The sequence below is a fragment of the Deinococcus sonorensis KR-87 genome (genome assembly GCF_040256395.1).
GTDB classification, from domain to species: domain Bacteria; phylum Deinococcota; class Deinococci; order Deinococcales; family Deinococcaceae; genus Deinococcus; species Deinococcus sonorensis.
Map to the genome: position 1 here is coordinate 2,792,572 of NZ_CP158299.1, position 15,689 is coordinate 2,808,260.

Consider the following 15,689-nt stretch of genomic DNA (forward strand, 5'->3'; position numbering starts at 1 on the left):
GGCGCGGCGCTGTCAGGCAGCGGCTACACTGGGCCGCATGAATCTCCTGATCACCGGGGCCGCAGGCGAGATCGGACGCACCCTCAGGGATGGTCTGCGTGGCCAGGCCGAACTGCTGCTCAGCGATGTGCGTGAGATGGACCCGGCCGGCCCGGGCGAGACGCTGCGCCCGGCCGACCTGACCCGGCTGGACGAGGTGCTGGCCGCGGTGCAGGGGGCCGACGCGGTGATTCATCTGGGCGGCATTCCCAACGAGGCGAGCTACCCGGCCATCCGGGCCGTCAACATGGACGGCACCTTTCATGTGCTGGAGGCCGCGCGGCAGGTGGGCGTGCGCCGGGTGGTGTTCGCGTCCAGCATTCACGCGGTGGGGTACTACCCGCGCGGCGAGCCGATCGGGCCGGACGTGCCGGTGCGCCCGGACAGCTACTACGGGGTCAGCAAGGTCTTCGGAGAGGCGCTGGGCCGGATGTACTTCGAGCGGTACGGCCTGGAGTTCGTGGCGGTGCGCATCTGCTCGTTCCAGCCGGTGCCGAAGGACGCCCGGCAGCTGAGCACCTGGCTGAGCCCCAGGGACGCGGTGCAGTTGTTCCGGCTGGCCGCGACGGTGCCGGAGGTGGGCTACCTGACGGTGGCGGGCATCAGCGGCAACTCCCGGCGCTGGATGACCGACGAGGGCTGGGACCGGCTGGGCTACCGGCCGCAGGACAACGCCGAGCAGTACGCCGCCGAACTGGAACAGGTGCACGGCGATCCGGCCGCCCTGACTGAGCAGCGGCAGGGCGGAGTGTTCGTGGCGCCCGACTACACCGGCCTGGCCGACCCGGCGCGTTACCCACTGGACTGAGCCTCCGGCGCGGCGGTGCTGGCCCGCACCCGCAGCTCGGTCGGCAGGCGCACCTGCCGCTCCGGGGCCCCGGCCAGCTGTTCCAGCAGCAGCTCCCCGGCCAGCCGCCCCTTGTCCTCGGTCGGCTGGTACACGCTGGTCAGGCCCAGGGTGGCGGCCACCGGCAGGTCGTCGTAGCCGAGCAGGCTGAGCCGCTGCGGCACGGCGTACCCCAGCTGCTGGGCGGCGCGCCACGCGCCCATCGCCAGCACGTCGCTCATGCACAGCAGCGCCGTGATCTCCGGGTGGGCGCTGAGCAGGGCGCGGGCCTGCGCCTCGCCTTCGGCCGGCGTGTTCTGTAGGGCCTCGTAGACGTGGAGTCGCGCTCGCCGGCGGCCCAGGGCATCGCGGTAGCCCCGCAGACGCTCGCGGGTGGTGTAATACCCGGCCTGGCGCTCGCGCTTCAGCGACACCGGGCCCTGCTGGGGACGCTCACTCAGGCCCAGCGACACCACCCCGATGGACCGGTGACCCAGTTCCAGCAGGTGGGCTGCCGCCGCATGTGCGCCGCCGTAGTCGTCAATGCCCACGTGCGCAATGCCCGGCACCTGCGCCTGATCCACCATCACCAGCGGCAGCCCCCGGCCCAGCGCGGAGGTCAGCAGCTCGCTGCCGTCCTGGGCGCAGTAGACGATGAAGCCGTCCACGCTGGCGCTGGCCACCGAGGGCGCCACATCCCGGGTGCCGGGAATCAGCAGCAGGTTCAGCCCCTCCTGCTGCAGGGCCGCCGCCACGCCGCCAAGAAACAGCGAGGCCGCCGGATCGGCAAAGGCGTAGCTGAGCGGGGCGTCGTAGAGCACGCCCATCGCGCGGGCCCGGCCACGCCGCAGGTTGCTCGCCAGGGGGTCCGGGCCGCTGTAGCCGAGCTGCTGGGCGGTGTGCAGGATGCGCGCCCTCAGCTCCGCCGACAGCTGATCCGGCCGGTTGTAGGCGTTGCTGACGGTGGCGGGCGACACGCCCAGCTGACGGGCGATATCTTTGAGGGTGACGTCGGACCCGGGCCAGGGAGGGAGAGACGTCGGCAGGACTGGCGTTGGCCATGTGCAGATGGTAGCATCTGGAATGTCTGCTCTGAATCGATTCAGAGCGTGAGCGCTGCTGACGTCGGCGCCGGAAGGGACGCCCATGTCACAGGCCCTGCTGCCCCGTACTGCCTCTGCCGTCCAGGCCCGGGTGGCCACCTCGGCGATGTTCTGGGTGAACGGCGCCGTGTTCGCCACCTGGGTGCTGCACATCCCGGATGTCCGTGACCGGCTGGGCCTGTCGTCGGCCACGGTGGGCTCGGCGCTGCTGGCCATCGCGGTGGGGAGCATGCTGAGCATGCCGCTGACCGGCGGGTGGATTGCCCGGTTTGGCAGTGCAGCGGTGACGCGCCTCGCCGCGCTGCTGTTCAGCGCCTCGCTGGTGCTCCCCTTCCTGGCTTCCAACCTGACGCTGCTGTGCGTGGCCCTGCTGGTGATCGGGCTGACCAGCGGCGCGATGGACGTGGCGATGAACGCGCAGGGGCTGGCGGTGGAACAGCGACTGGAGCGGCCGGTGATGTCCAGCTTCCACGCGTGGTTCAGCTTCGGGAACCTGAGCGGGGCGCTGCTGGGGTCGCTGCTGATCGGGCTGGGGGTGAGCCTGTGGCCGCACGCGCTGGCAGTCAGCGTGCTGTGTCTGCTGCTGGTGGCGCTGGGTGCCGGGCGGCTGCTGCCCGCAAACCTCGACATCCGCGACCGGCAGACCCAGACCGAGGATGCCGCCCGGCCGCTGCCCCGCACCCCGATGGTGCTGCTGCTGGGCGCGCTGTGCTTCCTGGGCATGATGGGTGAGGGCGCCACCGGCGACTGGAGCGGGCTGTACTTCTCGGACGTGCTGAAGGCCACCGGCGCGGCCCTGGGGCTGGGCTACTCGGCCTTCACACTCGCGATGCTGGTGGGCCGCATCTTTGGCGACCGCTGGCGGCACCGCTTCGGTGACCAGCTGGTGGTGACCAGCGGCGCGCTACTGAGCGGCCTGGGCATGCTGCTGGCGGTGCTGAGCCCGTCGCTGTGGCTGAGCACCCTGGGCTTCCTGCTGACCGGGCTGGGTGTGGCGAACATTGTGCCGGTGCTGTACGGCGCGGCGGGGCGCGCCTTCAGCGGCCACGGCATCGCGCGGGTCGCCACGCTCGGTTATGCGGGCTTCCTGGCGGGGCCGCCGCTGATCGGTTTCGTGGCGCACGAGCTGAACCTGCGCTGGGGGCTGGGCGTGGTCACGGTCAGCCTGCTGATCGTGGCGCTGCTGGGCGGGCAGGTGTACCGGCAGCTGGCCCGGCTGGACCCGGCCTCCTCCTGAGCCAGATGGCTTAATGCTCCTTTGCCAAACAGCGCATCAACGGCTGACACGGCTGCGGCATACTCAGACCCGGCCAGATGGACCCCCCTCACGGGCGGTGGCCAGAAGGGTGTCGCCCACCTTCCGAACAACGGGCGTGCGAGCGGGAAGAGCAGGCAGCCGGCTGGTTCGAGCCCAGTCACCCGCACCCACAGCAGCCGAGCCGCATGCATGCGGCTCGGCTGCTTTTCTCTGCCGCACCGACCGGTTCCTCCATGCCAGAATGCCGGCCATGAGCAACGCCACCCGCGTGCTGGACTTTCACACCGCCATCGGCAAGACGATGCCCGCCTCCCCCACCCCGCCCGGCCCGGCAGATCTTCAGCTGCGCCTGACCCTGCTGCGCGAGGAGATGGCGGAGGTGGAGGAAGCCGCCGCGCAGCTCACCCGCCTGAACAGCCCGGCCGTGCGCGACCTGGCTCCCCTGGCGCACGAGCTGGTGGACCTGCTGTACGTGACCTACGGCGCCCTGCTGAGCCTGGGCGTGGACCCGGATCAGGCCTTCGAGGAGGTGCACCGCGCCAACATGCTCAAGAGCAGCGGCCCGCGCCGCGCCGACGGCAAGCAGCTCAAGCCGGCCGGCTGGCAGCCGGCCGACCTGACCCGGCTGCTGGAATCAGGGCGCTAACGCCAGCGCCGCCGCCTGCTGTACCAGCCCCGGATCGGGCCGGACCCCGGTGTACAGCACGAACTGCTCCAGCGCCTGCAGCGTGATGACCTCTGCGCCGGTAATGACCGGGCGGCCCGCGGCCCGCGCCGCCCGGATTAGCGGCGTCTCGGCCGGCCGGGCCACCACGTCGAACACGGTGCTGACCCCGGCGATGAGGTCGGGCTGAAAGGCCAGCCGATCCTGCTCCGGACCGTCGGCCATCCCGATGGGCGTCACGTTGACCAGCAGCGCCCCCGCGGTGGACGGCGGCTCCAGCTGCCAGCGCCAGCCGATCTCCTGCGCCAGCGCCTCGCCGCGTTCCCGGTTGCGGGCCACGATCACACCCTCCCGGAATCCGGCGTCCCTCAGCGCTGCCGCCACCGCCCGCGCCATGCCCCCGCTGCCGCGCAGCAGCACCGGGACATCGGCGGGCACACCATGGGAACGGATCAGCGCGGCCACCGCCAGATAATCGGTGTTGTAGGCGCACAGCCGGCCCCGGGTGTTGACGATGGTGTTGACCGACCCGATGGCGGCGGCCGAGGGGTCCAGCTCATCCACCAGCGGCACGCACGCCTCCTTGAACGGCATCGAGACGGCGCAGCCCCGGATGCCCAGCGCCCGGACCCCACCGATCGCGGCCGGCAGGTCCGTGGTGGTAAAGGCCTTGTAGAGGTAGTCCAGCTCCAGCGCCTGAAACAGGTGGTTGTGGAAGCGGGTGCCGAAACTTCCGGGACGACCGGCCAGTGAGATGCACAGTTGGGTCTGGAAACTGAGCTCCGGCGTCATGACGGTCCCGGCCTCAGCCCTCGGCCAGCCGCAGCGCCGCGCGGTGCATCATCTGCACGCCGGTCAGCAGGCTCTCCTCATCCAGGGTGAAGCGCGGGTGGTGGTGCGGGAAGGTGGAGTCCTGCTCCGGGCTGCCGCTCCCGACATTGAAGTACGCGCCCGGCACCCGCTCCAGGTAGGCGCTGAAGTCCTCGCCGCCCATGGTGGGCTGCGCCAGCCGGGTCCGCTCCTCCCCCACCACCTCCAGCGCCACCTGCCGCAGTTCCTCGGCCACCCAGTCGGTGTTGATCAGCGGGCGGTAGCCCTGCTCGTACTGGAAGTCGTAGCTGGCGCCGTGCGCCTCCGTGACCCCCTTCACCACCCGCTCGATCAGCTGCGGCGCCCGCTCCCGCAGCCCCTTGTCGAAGGTCCGCACGGTGCCTTTCAGCTCGGCGCGGTCCGGAATCACGTTGGTGGTGGTGCCCGCGTGGAAATAGGTGACGCTCACCACCAGCGCGTCCAGGGCGCTGACGCCCCGGCTGACCACCTGCTGCAGATTGCTGACCACCTGTGCCCCGATGGCGATCGGGTCAATGGCCTCCTCCGGGTGGGCGGCGTGCCCGCCCCGGCCGTGAATGGTGATGTAGATGTTGTCCGGCGCGGCCATGAAGGCGCCGGGCTTGACCGCCACCACGCCGGTCGGCAGCTGCGAGTTGAGGTGCAGGCCGGTGGCCACGTCCACGCCCTCCATCAGCGGGGTGCCCTGCACCAGTTCCTCGGCGCCACCGGGGCTCTGCTCCTCGGCGTGCTGGAAGATCATGCGGATCTCGCCGGGCAGGTCCGCCTGCTGGCTGAGCAGCTGAGCGGTGCCAAGCAGGATGGCGGTGTGGCCATCGTGACCGCAGGCGTGCATGGCCCCGTCATGGGCCGATCGGAACTCGAAGGTGTTCTCCTCCTGCATCGGCAGCGCGTCGATGTCGGCGCGCAGCAGCACCGTGCGCCCGGGCCGCGACCCGCGCAGCACCGCCAGCACGCTGGTGGCGGTCGGGTGGCTCACCTCCAGGTTCGGCATGCGGCCCAGCTCGGCGGCGATGTAGGCGGCCGTCTGGTGCTCCTGAAAGCTGACTTCCGGGTGCTGGTGCAGGTGGCGGCGCCACCGGCTGAGCTGCTCGACCAGATCGGAGGCGCGGTCTGTGGTGTTGGTCATGGGTTCACTCCTTGTGCAGGTCAGGATACCGCTGACGGCCAGCCCGCGGCTGAACCTCGGTAGGCCAGGGCACGGGCTTGCCCATCTCCAGAGCCGAACTGGCCCGCGCCGGTCCGTGGGGCCTTGCACGACCGAGGTTCGCTCTCTGCGTCTCACTCCCCGAAGTACAGCCAGGTGTCGCCGGTCCAGCGCCGGTCCAGCAGGCCTTTCAGGCGCAGGTGCTCGGCATGCGCCAGCGCTTCGGTCAGCGCGAACCGGCGCACCCGGGCATCCAGTTCCCGCGGAAACATCACGGCCGAGAGCTGGTGGGCGTGCATGGGCGTGACCCGCAGCGTCTCCTCCACCAGCGCCAGCCGCTCGTGGTGGTGGGCGCTCAGTTCGGCCGCCCGCTCCGCCACGCCGCTCATGGTCGGCCCGTAGTGGCCAACCACCGCCGTAGCGGGGTTCAGCTGCCGCAGCCGCTCCAGCGTCTGCAGGTAGTCGCCCAGTGGGTCGGAACGGCCCTGCGCGCCCAGGCCCACATTGGGGCTGATGCGCGGCAGGATGGCGTCTCCGGCGATCAGCAGGTCCAGCTGCGGCTGCCACAGGCCCAGGTGCCCATCGGCATGACCCGGCAGCCACAACACGGTCCAGCGGTGTCCGCCGAGTGTCAGCTGATCGCCCGCTGTCAATGGGGTCAGGCGGGTGGCCAGCGTCACCCGGTCCCGGGTCCGGCGCGCCTCGGCCTCCACGCCCTCCAGCAGCGCGGGCGGCAGGCCGTGGGCCAGCAGATGCTGGCGTTCCTGCCCCTGCCAAGCTTCGAAGTGCTGCCAGGGCAGGCCCCCGCCCTGCAGGTTCTCGTCCAGCAGGTGTACTGAGGCCCCGCTGCGCTCCTCGATCAGGCCGCTCAGCCCGGCGTGGTCCGGGTGCTGGTGGGTCAGGACCACCCGCTCGATGCTCTCCCAGTGCAGGCCCAGCTGTGCCAGCGCGTCTTCCAGGGTGGCGATGGCCTCCGGCGTATTCAATGACGTGTCCACCAGCGTGACGGGCGAGGCGGCGTCAATCAGCACCGTGACGGTCCGCATCGGGTAGGGAATCGGCACCTGCACGGTGTAGAGGCTGCCGGTCAGGTGATGGAGAGGGGCGGCGCACATGGCCGCAGGATAGAGCCGGTCAGGCTGGCCCTGGCCCGGTGGCCCTGACACTTCGCTGACATTCGGGTGACGCCCGCCTGACACGCGGGCGACAAGATGCAGCTCATGAAGAAGCTCTTCTCGCTGGGCGCTGCCCTCGTGATCTCCGCCGCCTCCGCCGCCAGCCTGACTGGTTCTGGTTCCTCCTTTGTGTATCCGCTGTTCACCAAGATGTTCAGCGAGTACGCCAAGGCCACCAATGACACCGTCAACTATCAGTCGGTCGGCTCCGGCGCGGGCCAGAAGCAGCTCAAGGACCGCATCGTGGACTTCGCCGGCACCGACGTGCCGGTGCCGGACGCGGACATCGCCAGCTACCCCGGCAAGGTGCTGACCATTCCGGACGCGCTGGGCGCCGTGGTGATCAGCTACAACGTGCCGGGCGTGGACACCACCCTGAAGTTCAGCGGTCCGGTGCTGGCCAACATCTACCTGGGCAAGACCCGGCTGTGGAACGACCCGGCCATCGCCAAGCTGAACCCGGGCGTCAAGCTGCCGGCCCTGCCGATCACCGTGGCGCACCGCAGCGACGGCAGCGGCACCACCGGCGTGTTCACCGAGTACCTGAGCAAGGTCAGCAGCGAGTGGAAGAGCAAGGTCGGCAGCGCCACCAGCGTAGAGTGGCCCACCGGCATCGGCGCGAAGGGCACCGACGGCGTGTCGGGCGTGGTCAAGAGCACCCCTGGCGCTATCGGCTACATCGAGCTGACCTACGCGCTGAACAACAAGATCGATTACGGCACCGTGCAGAACCGCGCCGGCAACTTCGTGAAGGCCACCATCGCCGGCGTGCAGGCGGCCGCCGCCAGCGTCGTGATGCCCACCAGCGGCATCGTGAGCATCACCAACGCCACGGGCGCCAACAGCTACCCGATCAGCACCTACACCTACGCCATCTTCTACCAGGACCAGAAGTACGGCAACCGCACCCAGGCGCAGGCCGCCGCCCTGAAGAAGATGCTGAACTGGGTCGTGACCACCGGCCAGACCTACAACGAGGGCCTGTATTACGCGCCGCTGCCCGCCTCGGCGCAGACCCGCGCCCGCGCCATCATCAGCACCATGACGTACGGCGGCGCCAAGTTCTGACCTGAACGTTCTGACCTGCAGGGGTGACCGGGCTGAATCCGGTCACCCCTGCTCGTTGACCGCACCTGCCGTCCACCGCCACCTGACCAAGCCCTGACACGACTCGGGTGAACTGTGGGTATGAGCTTCATGCTGAAGCGGAGTGTGTCATGACCAAACCCCTGTCCTCCCCCCGCCGGCTTCCCTCCTCGCGCGGCGACGGAACTTTCCGCGCCATCGTGATCGGGCTGTCGGTCGTCATCATTTTGGTGTTCGTGCTGAGCGTGCTGCTCCTGGCCCGCGACAGCGTTCCGGCCCTGCAGCACTTCGGGCTGGGCTTCCTGACCCGCACCGCCTGGAACCCGGTGACCGGCAACTTCGGAGCGGCCCCGATGATCGCCGGGACGCTGGTGACCAGCTTTGCCGCTCTGATCATCAGCGTGCCGCTGGCGCTGGCCAGCGCAATCTTCGTGGCCGAGTACGCCCCGAAGTGGCTCGCCGGCCCGGTCAGCTACCTCGTGGAGTTGCTGGCCGCCGTGCCGAGCGTGGTATACGGCCTGTGGGCGCTGTTTGCCCTGAAGCCGCTCATCCAGGCGTTTCAGCTGAGCCTGTACACCCGCTTTCCGGATCTGGCCACCCGCTGCAGTGAGCTGCATGCCAACAACCAGAACAGCTTCTCCTGCTTCTTCTTCCCGGAAGCACCGGTCGGTCTGGGGCTGGCGCTGGCCATCATCATCCTGACCATCATGATCCTGCCGTACACCGCCAGCGTGGCGAGAGACGTGATCCGGCTGGTGCCGGGCGACCAGCGCGAGGCGATGTACGCGCTGGGCGCCACCAAGTGGGAAGTGATCCGGCTGGCCATCCTGCCGTACGCGCGGGCGGGCATCACCGGCGGCGTGATCCTGGCGCTGGGCCGGGCGCTGGGCGAGACGCTGGCCGTGGCGATGGTGATCGGCAACGTGCCGGAGTTTGCCAAGACCATCTGGGGCAACACCGCCACCATGTCCAGCATGATCGCGCTGCAGTTCGGGGACGCGCAGGCCACCCTGCACCGCAGCAGCATCATCACGCTGGGCCTGCTGCTGTTCGTGGTGAGCGTCATCGTGAACTACGGGGCCCGGCTGCTGATCGCCCGGCTGACCCCCAAGGGCATCCAGTGACCGCCCGGCCGATGCAGGCCACCCGCAGCGGTGAGCGCAGCCTGAGCGCCGGGCGCCGGGGCGTCAACGCCGGCATGGCGGTGATCATCACGCTCGGCACCCTGCTGGTGATCGCACCGCTGCTGTGGATCATCATCTATCTCGTCACGCAGGGCATCAGCTCGCTGAACCTGGACTTCTTTACCCGGACGCCCGCCCCGGAAGGCGAGACGGGCGGCGGCTGGCTCAACGCCATCGTGGGCAGCCTGATCATGCTGGCGATCGCGGCGGCGGTGGGCGTCACGGTGGGCGTGGCGGGCGGCGTGTTTCTGGCCGAGTTTCCGCGCCACCGCCTGATGCCGACCGTGCGGATGGTCAGCGACGTGCTGGCGGGCATCCCGGCCATCGTGGTGGGCCTGGTGATCTACAGCCTGGTGGTGCTGCACACCGGCTTCAGCGGCTTTGCCGGTGGACTGGCGCTGGGCCTGCTGATGATTCCCATCGTGGTGCGCACCACCGAGGAGGTGCTGAAGCTGGTGCCGCTGGCGGTGCGCGAGGCCGGCATGGCGCTGGGCTTGCCGCAGTGGCGCGTGATCGTCAGCATCGTGCTGCCGGCCGCCACCAGCGGCATCATCACCGGCGTGATGCTGGCGCTGGCCCGCGTGGCCGGCGAGGCCGCGCCGCTGCTGTTCACGGCCTTCGGCAACAACCTGCTGAACTTCAATCCTGGCAAGGCCATGAGCGCCCTGCCGCTGCAGATCTACATCGGCGCCACCAGCAGCTACGACGAGAACCAGCGGCTCGCCAAGGCCGGGTCGCTGCTGCTGATCCTGCTGATCCTGATCGCCTCCCTGCTGGCCCGGGCCGCCTCGCGGCGCCGCTGAGCCTGTCTTCAAAGGACTGTTCCATGACCCAGTTGCTCACCACCCAGGACGTCAACATCTACTACGGCAGCAAGCAGGCGGTCCGGCAGGTGAACCTGCAGGTGGAACGCGGCAGCGTCAACGCCCTGATCGGGCCGAGCGGCTGCGGCAAGACCACCTTCCTGCGCGCCCTGAACCGCATGCACGACCTGACGCCCGGCGCGCGGGTGGAGGGCCAGATCCTGCTGGACGGCGAGGACATCTATGCCAGCGGCGTGGACCCGGTGCAGGTGCGCCGCCGGGTGGGCATGGTGTTCCAGAAGCCCAATCCGTTCCCCACCATGAGCATCTTCGACAACGTGGTGAGCGGGTTGAAGCTGGCCGGCATCCGGGACGCCGCCACCCTGAACGAGGTCACTGAGCGCTCGCTGCGTCAGGCGGCGCTGTGGGACGAGGTCAAGGACCGGCTGCGTACCCCGGCCACCGGCCTGTCGGGCGGGCAGCAGCAGCGGCTGTGCATCGCGCGCGCGCTGGCGGTGGAGCCGGAGATCCTGCTGATGGACGAGCCGACCAGCGCCCTGGACCCGGCCAGCACCGCCCGCATCGAGGACCTGATGAGCGACCTCAAGCAGGTGGCGACCATCGTGATCGTGACGCACAACATGCACCAGGCGGCCCGCGTTTCGGACACCACCAGCTTCTTCCTGAACGGTGACCTGGTGGAGCACGGCGTCACCGACCAGATCTTCACCAGCCCCCGGGACGAACGCACCGAGGCGTACGTCACCGGCCGCTTCGGCTGAGCGGGGCCGCCCTCCACTCACTGTTCATCTGACACGTCGGGAACACGAAGCGGCCACAATAACGTATGCGAGAAGCCATAGATGCCAGTCAGCAGGACGTGACGGCCCGCTTCCTGCGGATGCTCAGCATCTCGCTGGAACAGGTGGGCCTGATCCGCAGCGCCATCCAGGGCCAGCAGTACGCCGGCCTGTCGGCGCGCACCCATGAGCTGGAACACGAACTGGACGAGCTGGAGCGCGAGGTGGAGGATGCCTGCCTGAACGCCCTGGCCCGTTATCAGCCGCTGGCCACCGACCTGCGCTTTTTTCTGATGGTGTTCAAGTGCCTCACCGACATGGAGCGGGCCGGCGACTATGGCCGCCACGTGGGCCGCGACCTGGAGGACATCGGGGCCACCCTGCACAGCGGCCCGATCCACGACGTGCTGCCGCTGACCACCCTGCTGAGCACCATGATCGAGCGCCTCGCCTACGCCTTTGCCGAGCGTGACATCGCGGCGGCCCACGAGGTGATGCGGATGGACTACGAGGAGGTGGACGCGCTGTACGAGCAGATGCAGCGCGCCTCGCTGACCCGCATCCTGGAAAACCCCCGCGACCTGCACTCGGCCCTGAAGGCCAACCGGATGGCCCGCAGCCTGGAGCGGCTGGGCGACCACCTCGTCAACGTGGCCGAGCGGGTGGAGGCCTACCTGCTGTCCAGGCCGGGCATGGGGGCTTCGGAGCAGGCCTCAGATTGACTGAGGAATGAACGCGGGGCCGCCAGAGCATCTGGCGGCCCCGCTGCCTGTGGCCTCAGTCGGCGGCGTCGCCCTGGGCGTACTGCAGGCGGTGCAGCTGAGCGTAATAGCCGTTCTGGGCCAGCAGCTCGCGGTGGCTGCCCTCCTCCACCACCACACCCCGGCGCATCACCACGATGCGGTTGCAGTGCTCGATGGTGCTCAGGCGGTGCGCGATGATGATGCTGGTGCGGCCCTGCATCACCTTCTCCAGCGCCTCCTGAATCCGCAGCTCAGTCTCGGTGTCCACGCTGGCGGTGGCCTCGTCCAGCACCAGCAGGATGTCCGGGTTCTGGATCAGCGCGCGGGCGAACGCCAGCAGCTGCTTCTGGCCGGTGCTGAGCGTGGCGCCGCGCTCGCGCACCTCGGTGTCGTAGCCGTCCTCCAGGGCCATGATGAACTCGTGCACCCCCACGTACTTGCAGGCCTGCACTACCCGCTCGTGCGGAATGTCGGGGTTGCTGAGCGTCAGGTTGCTCTCGATGGTGCCGGCGAAGAGGAACACGTCCTGCAGCACCACGCCGATGTGGCGGCGCAGGTCGTACTGCTCCAGATCGCGCACGTCCACACCGTCCACCCGCACCGCACCGCGCTGCACGTCGTAGAAGCGGCTCACCAGACTGGTGATGCTGGTCTTGCCCGCCCCGGTCGCGCCCACCAGCGCCACGCTCTCGCCGGGGCGGATGTGCAGGTCGATGCCGCGCAGCGTCCAGCGCGGATCGTCGTCGGGGGTGTGGGCATCCACCGATTCGTCGTAGGCAAACCAGACGTGGTCCAGATGCACGTCGCCCTCGAACTGATTCAGCCGCCGGGCGTCCGGTTTGTCTTGAATGGTGACCGGCGTGTCCAGCACCCCGAAGATGCGCTCGCTGCTGGCCATCGCCGCCTGCAGGTTGTTGAACACGTCCGAAAGGTCCTGAATCGGCTGGAACAGCTGGCCCACCCACTGGTTGAAGGCGATCAGGGTGCCGAGGGTGATGCCGGCCCCGGCCAGCCGGTCCGCGCCCAGGATGGCGTCGCCGGCGTACCACAGCACCAGCCCGCTCGCCACCGACCCCAGAATGCTCACGGTCGGCTGGAACAGCGCGAACCAGCGCACGCTCTCCAGGCGGGCATTCAGCAGCCGGCGGTTGGCACGGTCGAACTCCACGGCGTTGCGGTTCTCGCGCCCGAACAGCTGAATGGTCAGCATGCCGGTGATGTTCTCGTTCAGCTTGCTGTTCACGATGGACTGCTGGATGCTGTTGTTGCGAAACGCGTCGCGCAGCCGGGCCCGGAAGTAGTTGGTGGCCCAGTACAGCACCGGCATCACGATGAAGCTGATCAGCGCCAGCCGCCAGCTGACCACCAGCATGATGATCACGTAGGCCAGGATCAGGAAGGTGGACTGCAGCAGCGACACCAGCCCGGCGGTGATGAACTGGTTGATCGCGTCCACGTCGCTGGTGACGCGGGTGATCAGCCGGCCCACCGGGGTCTTGTCGAAGAAGCTCAGTTGCAGCCGCTGCAGCTTGGTGAAGATGTCGGAGCGGATGTCGTACAGCACCCGCTGGCCCACGATGTTGATGGTGAGCGTGGCGGCATACCGCAGCACGAACTCCACCCCCTTCAGGCACAGGTACACGATGGCGGCGGTCAGCAGGATCTGAAACAGCCGCTGCCGCCCGGCCAGGTCCACCGTGCCCGAGAGCGCGTTGGGGCCGAACGAATGGTCAATGGCGTAGCGCTGAATCAGGCCGAAGGTCGGCTGCGTCAGGGCGATCAGCAGGCTCAGGACCAGCACCCCAAGCACCAGCCGCAGGTAGGGTCGCAGGTACCGCAGCACCCGGCGGGTCAGCTGCGGATCGAATTCCTTTTGAAATGCTTCGTCCGGTTGAGTCACAGCTCACTCCAGCATCGGGCCAGCCCGGCCCTCAAATTTGAATCGGCTTCGGGGATCATCGGCGCACTCCTGCCGTCGCGTCGGCGGCCAGCCGCACCTCGTCCAGCTCGCTCAGGTCGCCCTCCAGCCGCTGCTTGCGCTCCAGGTCGGCGTAGTGGCCGTCCATCGCCAGCAGCGCCTCGTGGCTCCCCTGCTCCACGATGCGGCCCTCTTCCATCACGATGATGTGGTCGGCGTGGCGCAGGGTGCTTACCCGGTGGCCGATCAGCAGCACCGTTCGCCCTTCCTGCACCTGCCGCAGGCCCTGCAGGATGCGGCTCTCGGTCTCGGTGTCCACGGCGCTCATGCTGTCGTCCAGCACCAGGATGCGCGGCTCCCGCGCGATGGCGCGGGCCAGCGCGGTGCGCTGCCGCTGACCGCCCGAAAGGGTCACCCCGCGCTCGCCCAGCATGGTGTCGTACCCGGCCGGGAAGCGGTCGATCTCGCTGGCCAGCCCGGCGATCTCGGCGGCCCGGCGCACCCGATCCATGTCCGGGGCCACGTCCTCGGCCGCCGGCACTTTGGTGTGGCGCACCGACTGACGCACCGGAATCGGCGGATACTGGCCCTGCGCCCCGTTCAGCCCGAACGCCACGTTGCTGGCGATGCTCTCGCTGAACAGGAACGGTTCCTGCGGCACCACCGCAATGTGCTCACGCAGCACCTTGAGCGGCACGCGGCGCACGTCGTGGCCGTCCACCAGCACCTGTCCCTCGGTCACGTCGGTCAGGCGGGTGATCAGCTGGGAGAGCACCGTCTTGCCGCTGCCGGTGGGGCCAGTGATGCCGAGCGTCTGCCCTTCGGGAATGTGCAGCGTGATGTCCGACAGCACCCGGCGACCGTCGAAGGTCAGGCTGACGTGTTCGAACCGAATGTCGCCGTTCAGCCGGCGGATGCTGGTGTCGGTGCGTTTGTCGTCGTGGACCCGGGGCCGCGCCTCGAAGATCTCCTGCAGGCGGCCCCAGCTGGCCATGCCGCGCTGCAGCATATTGGCGATCATGCCGATGCTGAGCATCGGCCAAGCCAGCCGCTCCAGCGTCTGGGCGAACTGGGTGAACTGCCCCAGCGTCAGCGGGCTGCCCGGCACCAGCCCCAGGATCATCCGGCCGCCGTACACCAGCACGATCACGAACGCGACGCCCATCAACAGGCTCATGGACGCCTGCAGCGGCCCCTCAACCCGCGTGAGCCGCAGCGCCCGGCGGATCAGCTCGTCGTTCATGCGCTTGTACTCGTTGATTTCCTGATCCTCGATGGCGTACCCCTTGACCACCCGCGCCCCACTGAAGTTCTCCTGAGCCTTGGCGGCAATGGCGCTGTTCTGCTCCTGCAGCGGCACGTAGCGTTTGGCGATCTGGCGCGACAGGTAGCTCAGGATCAGCACGATCACCGGAAACACCACCAGCACCGTCAGGGTCAGCCGCCAGCTGATGCTGAAGAACCACGCGAAGCTCACCACGAAGGCCGCCACCACCGTGCCCACCTGCCAGCTCCCGAAGCCGATCATCTCGCGCACGGCCGAGAGGTCACCGGTCAGGCGGTTCATCAGGTCCCCGGTGCGGGCGCGGTCGAAGTAGTGCTTGTCCAGCGTGGCGAGGTGTGCGAACAGGTCGCGGCGGATCTCGTACTCGGTCTGGCGGCTGGCGTACACGATGCTGCGGCGCACCACCATCATCAGGGCGCCGGACAGCAGGGTGGCCAGCACCATGCCGCCCACGAGCAGCAGCAGCTGCGTCAGGGTGAAGGTGCCAGCACCCCGCACGTACCGGCTCAGACCGTCAATGATCCGGCCCAGGAAGTAGGCCGGCAGCAGCACGGCCGCGTTTGAGGCGAACACCGCCAGCGTGCCGACGATGTACTGGTTCCGATGCAGCCTCAGGTAAGGCAGCAGGGTTCTGAAATTGTTCAAAGTAACCTCTGGAACGGCAGAAGAGAGACGGACAGCCTGCGACTCAGCCCGGAATCCACCGGTGGCGGCCGGACAATGCCCGGCCAGCATACGCCTCCTGGTCAGCCGGCAGATACGCCATTTGACGCATTCGCCGCGCCGCATGCAGACACGCTCAAGGCCAG

Annotated in this window: 14 protein-coding genes; 8 read left to right on the forward strand and 6 right to left on the reverse strand. The window is 68.9% G+C overall.

Going from position 1 to position 15,689, the window contains the following annotated elements:
- The first annotated feature begins 37 nt into the window (after positions 1–37).
- Positions 38–847: an NAD-dependent epimerase/dehydratase family protein gene (locus tag ABOD76_RS18980; RefSeq protein ID WP_350243519.1), complete on the forward strand. Its 810-nt coding sequence runs from the start codon at positions 38–40 to the stop codon at positions 845–847.
- On the opposite strand, the gene ABOD76_RS18985 is transcribed toward ABOD76_RS18980, so the two are convergent.
- Positions 832–1,842, reverse strand: coding sequence for a LacI family DNA-binding transcriptional regulator (locus tag ABOD76_RS18985; RefSeq protein WP_350243520.1), 1,011 nt, complete (start codon positions 1,840–1,842; stop codon positions 832–834). The two genes, ABOD76_RS18980 and ABOD76_RS18985, sit on opposite strands and share 16 nt — an antisense overlap.
- 169 nt (positions 1,843–2,011) lie before the next feature.
- On the opposite strand from ABOD76_RS18985, the gene ABOD76_RS18990 reads away from it, so the two are divergent.
- Complete coding sequence (locus tag ABOD76_RS18990; protein ID WP_350243521.1) at positions 2,012–3,205, forward strand: MFS transporter; 1,194 nt, start codon at positions 2,012–2,014, stop codon at positions 3,203–3,205.
- A 271-nt stretch (positions 3,206–3,476) separates the two neighbouring features.
- Positions 3,477–3,872 carry a hypothetical protein gene (locus tag ABOD76_RS18995; RefSeq protein ID WP_350243522.1) on the forward strand — a complete coding sequence of 132 codons (396 nt, stop codon included), beginning with the start codon at positions 3,477–3,479 and terminating at the stop codon, positions 3,870–3,872.
- Here ABOD76_RS18995 and ABOD76_RS19000 read toward each other — a convergent pair.
- The 3 genes from ABOD76_RS19000 to ABOD76_RS19010 all read right to left on the reverse strand — a co-directional run bounded on the left by ABOD76_RS19000 (position 3,861) and on the right by ABOD76_RS19010 (position 7,001).
- A complete protein-coding gene (locus ABOD76_RS19000; protein ID WP_350243523.1) occupies positions 3,861–4,682 on the reverse strand; it encodes a shikimate 5-dehydrogenase in 822 nt (273 codons plus the stop codon). The genes ABOD76_RS18995 and ABOD76_RS19000 overlap by 12 nt on opposite strands.
- Positions 4,683–4,695: 13 nt before the next feature.
- Entirely contained in the window at positions 4,696–5,868 is a 1,173-nt protein-coding gene (locus tag ABOD76_RS19005) for an amidohydrolase (protein ID WP_350243524.1), read from the reverse strand.
- A gap of 152 nt (positions 5,869–6,020) precedes the next feature.
- Positions 6,021–7,001 (reverse strand): MBL fold metallo-hydrolase, encoded by a 981-nt coding sequence (locus ABOD76_RS19010; protein WP_350243525.1) that lies wholly within the window; start codon positions 6,999–7,001, stop codon positions 6,021–6,023.
- Between the two features lie 105 nt (positions 7,002–7,106).
- Between ABOD76_RS19010 and pstS the strand changes: the two genes are divergently transcribed.
- The 5 genes from pstS (at position 7,107) to phoU (ending at position 11,656) form a co-directional block, all read left to right on the forward strand.
- Positions 7,107–8,129: a phosphate ABC transporter substrate-binding protein PstS gene (gene pstS / locus ABOD76_RS19015; RefSeq protein WP_350243526.1), complete on the forward strand. Its 1,023-nt coding sequence runs from the start codon at positions 7,107–7,109 to the stop codon at positions 8,127–8,129.
- Between the two features lie 149 nt (positions 8,130–8,278).
- The gene (gene pstC, locus ABOD76_RS19020) at positions 8,279–9,271 is read left to right on the forward strand and encodes a phosphate ABC transporter permease subunit PstC (RefSeq protein ID WP_350243527.1); all 993 of its coding nucleotides are present in this window, start codon (positions 8,279–8,281) and stop codon (positions 9,269–9,271) included.
- An 11-nt stretch (positions 9,272–9,282) separates the two neighbouring features.
- Complete coding sequence (gene pstA, locus ABOD76_RS19025; protein WP_380130080.1) at positions 9,283–10,134, forward strand: phosphate ABC transporter permease PstA; 852 nt, start codon at positions 9,283–9,285, stop codon at positions 10,132–10,134.
- A 23-nt stretch (positions 10,135–10,157) separates the two neighbouring features.
- Positions 10,158–10,916, forward strand: a complete 759-nt coding sequence (gene pstB, locus ABOD76_RS19030) for a phosphate ABC transporter ATP-binding protein PstB (protein WP_350243528.1) — start codon at positions 10,158–10,160, stop codon at positions 10,914–10,916.
- A 65-nt stretch (positions 10,917–10,981) separates the two neighbouring features.
- Positions 10,982–11,656 (forward strand): phosphate signaling complex protein PhoU, encoded by a 675-nt coding sequence (gene phoU / locus ABOD76_RS19035; protein ID WP_350243529.1) that lies wholly within the window; start codon positions 10,982–10,984, stop codon positions 11,654–11,656.
- 55 nt (positions 11,657–11,711) lie between these two features.
- Here phoU and ABOD76_RS19040 read toward each other — a convergent pair whose 3' ends face one another.
- Positions 11,712–13,577, reverse strand: coding sequence for an ABC transporter ATP-binding protein (locus ABOD76_RS19040; RefSeq protein WP_350243530.1), 1,866 nt, complete (start codon positions 13,575–13,577; stop codon positions 11,712–11,714).
- A 55-nt stretch (positions 13,578–13,632) separates the two neighbouring features.
- Positions 13,633–15,525: an ABC transporter ATP-binding protein gene (locus tag ABOD76_RS19045; protein WP_350243531.1), complete on the reverse strand. Its 1,893-nt coding sequence runs from the start codon at positions 15,523–15,525 to the stop codon at positions 13,633–13,635.
- Between the last annotated feature and the right edge of the window lie 164 nt (positions 15,526–15,689).

Bases quoted from the DNA above. Each gene is read 5' to 3' on its own strand.
- ABOD76_RS18980 (WP_350243519.1), top strand. From the start codon at position 38: ATGAATCTCCTGATCACCGGGGCCGCAGGCGAGATCGGACGCACCCTC.
- ABOD76_RS18990 (WP_350243521.1), top strand. From the start codon at position 2,012: ATGTCACAGGCCCTGCTGCCCCGTACTGCCTCTGCCGTCCAGGCCCGG.
- ABOD76_RS18995 (WP_350243522.1), top strand. From the start codon at position 3,477: ATGAGCAACGCCACCCGCGTGCTGGACTTTCACACCGCCATCGGCAAG.
- ABOD76_RS19000 (WP_350243523.1), bottom strand. From the start codon at position 4,682: ATGACGCCGGAGCTCAGTTTCCAGACCCAACTGTGCATCTCACTGGCC.
- ABOD76_RS19005 (WP_350243524.1), bottom strand. From the start codon at position 5,868: ATGACCAACACCACAGACCGCGCCTCCGATCTGGTCGAGCAGCTCAGC.
- ABOD76_RS19010 (WP_350243525.1), bottom strand. From the start codon at position 7,001: ATGTGCGCCGCCCCTCTCCATCACCTGACCGGCAGCCTCTACACCGTG.
- pstS (WP_350243526.1), top strand. From the start codon at position 7,107: ATGAAGAAGCTCTTCTCGCTGGGCGCTGCCCTCGTGATCTCCGCCGCC.
- pstC (WP_350243527.1), top strand. From the start codon at position 8,279: ATGACCAAACCCCTGTCCTCCCCCCGCCGGCTTCCCTCCTCGCGCGGC.
- pstA (WP_380130080.1), top strand. From the start codon at position 9,283: ATGCAGGCCACCCGCAGCGGTGAGCGCAGCCTGAGCGCCGGGCGCCGG.
- pstB (WP_350243528.1), top strand. From the start codon at position 10,158: ATGACCCAGTTGCTCACCACCCAGGACGTCAACATCTACTACGGCAGC.
- phoU (WP_350243529.1), top strand. From the start codon at position 10,982: ATGCGAGAAGCCATAGATGCCAGTCAGCAGGACGTGACGGCCCGCTTC.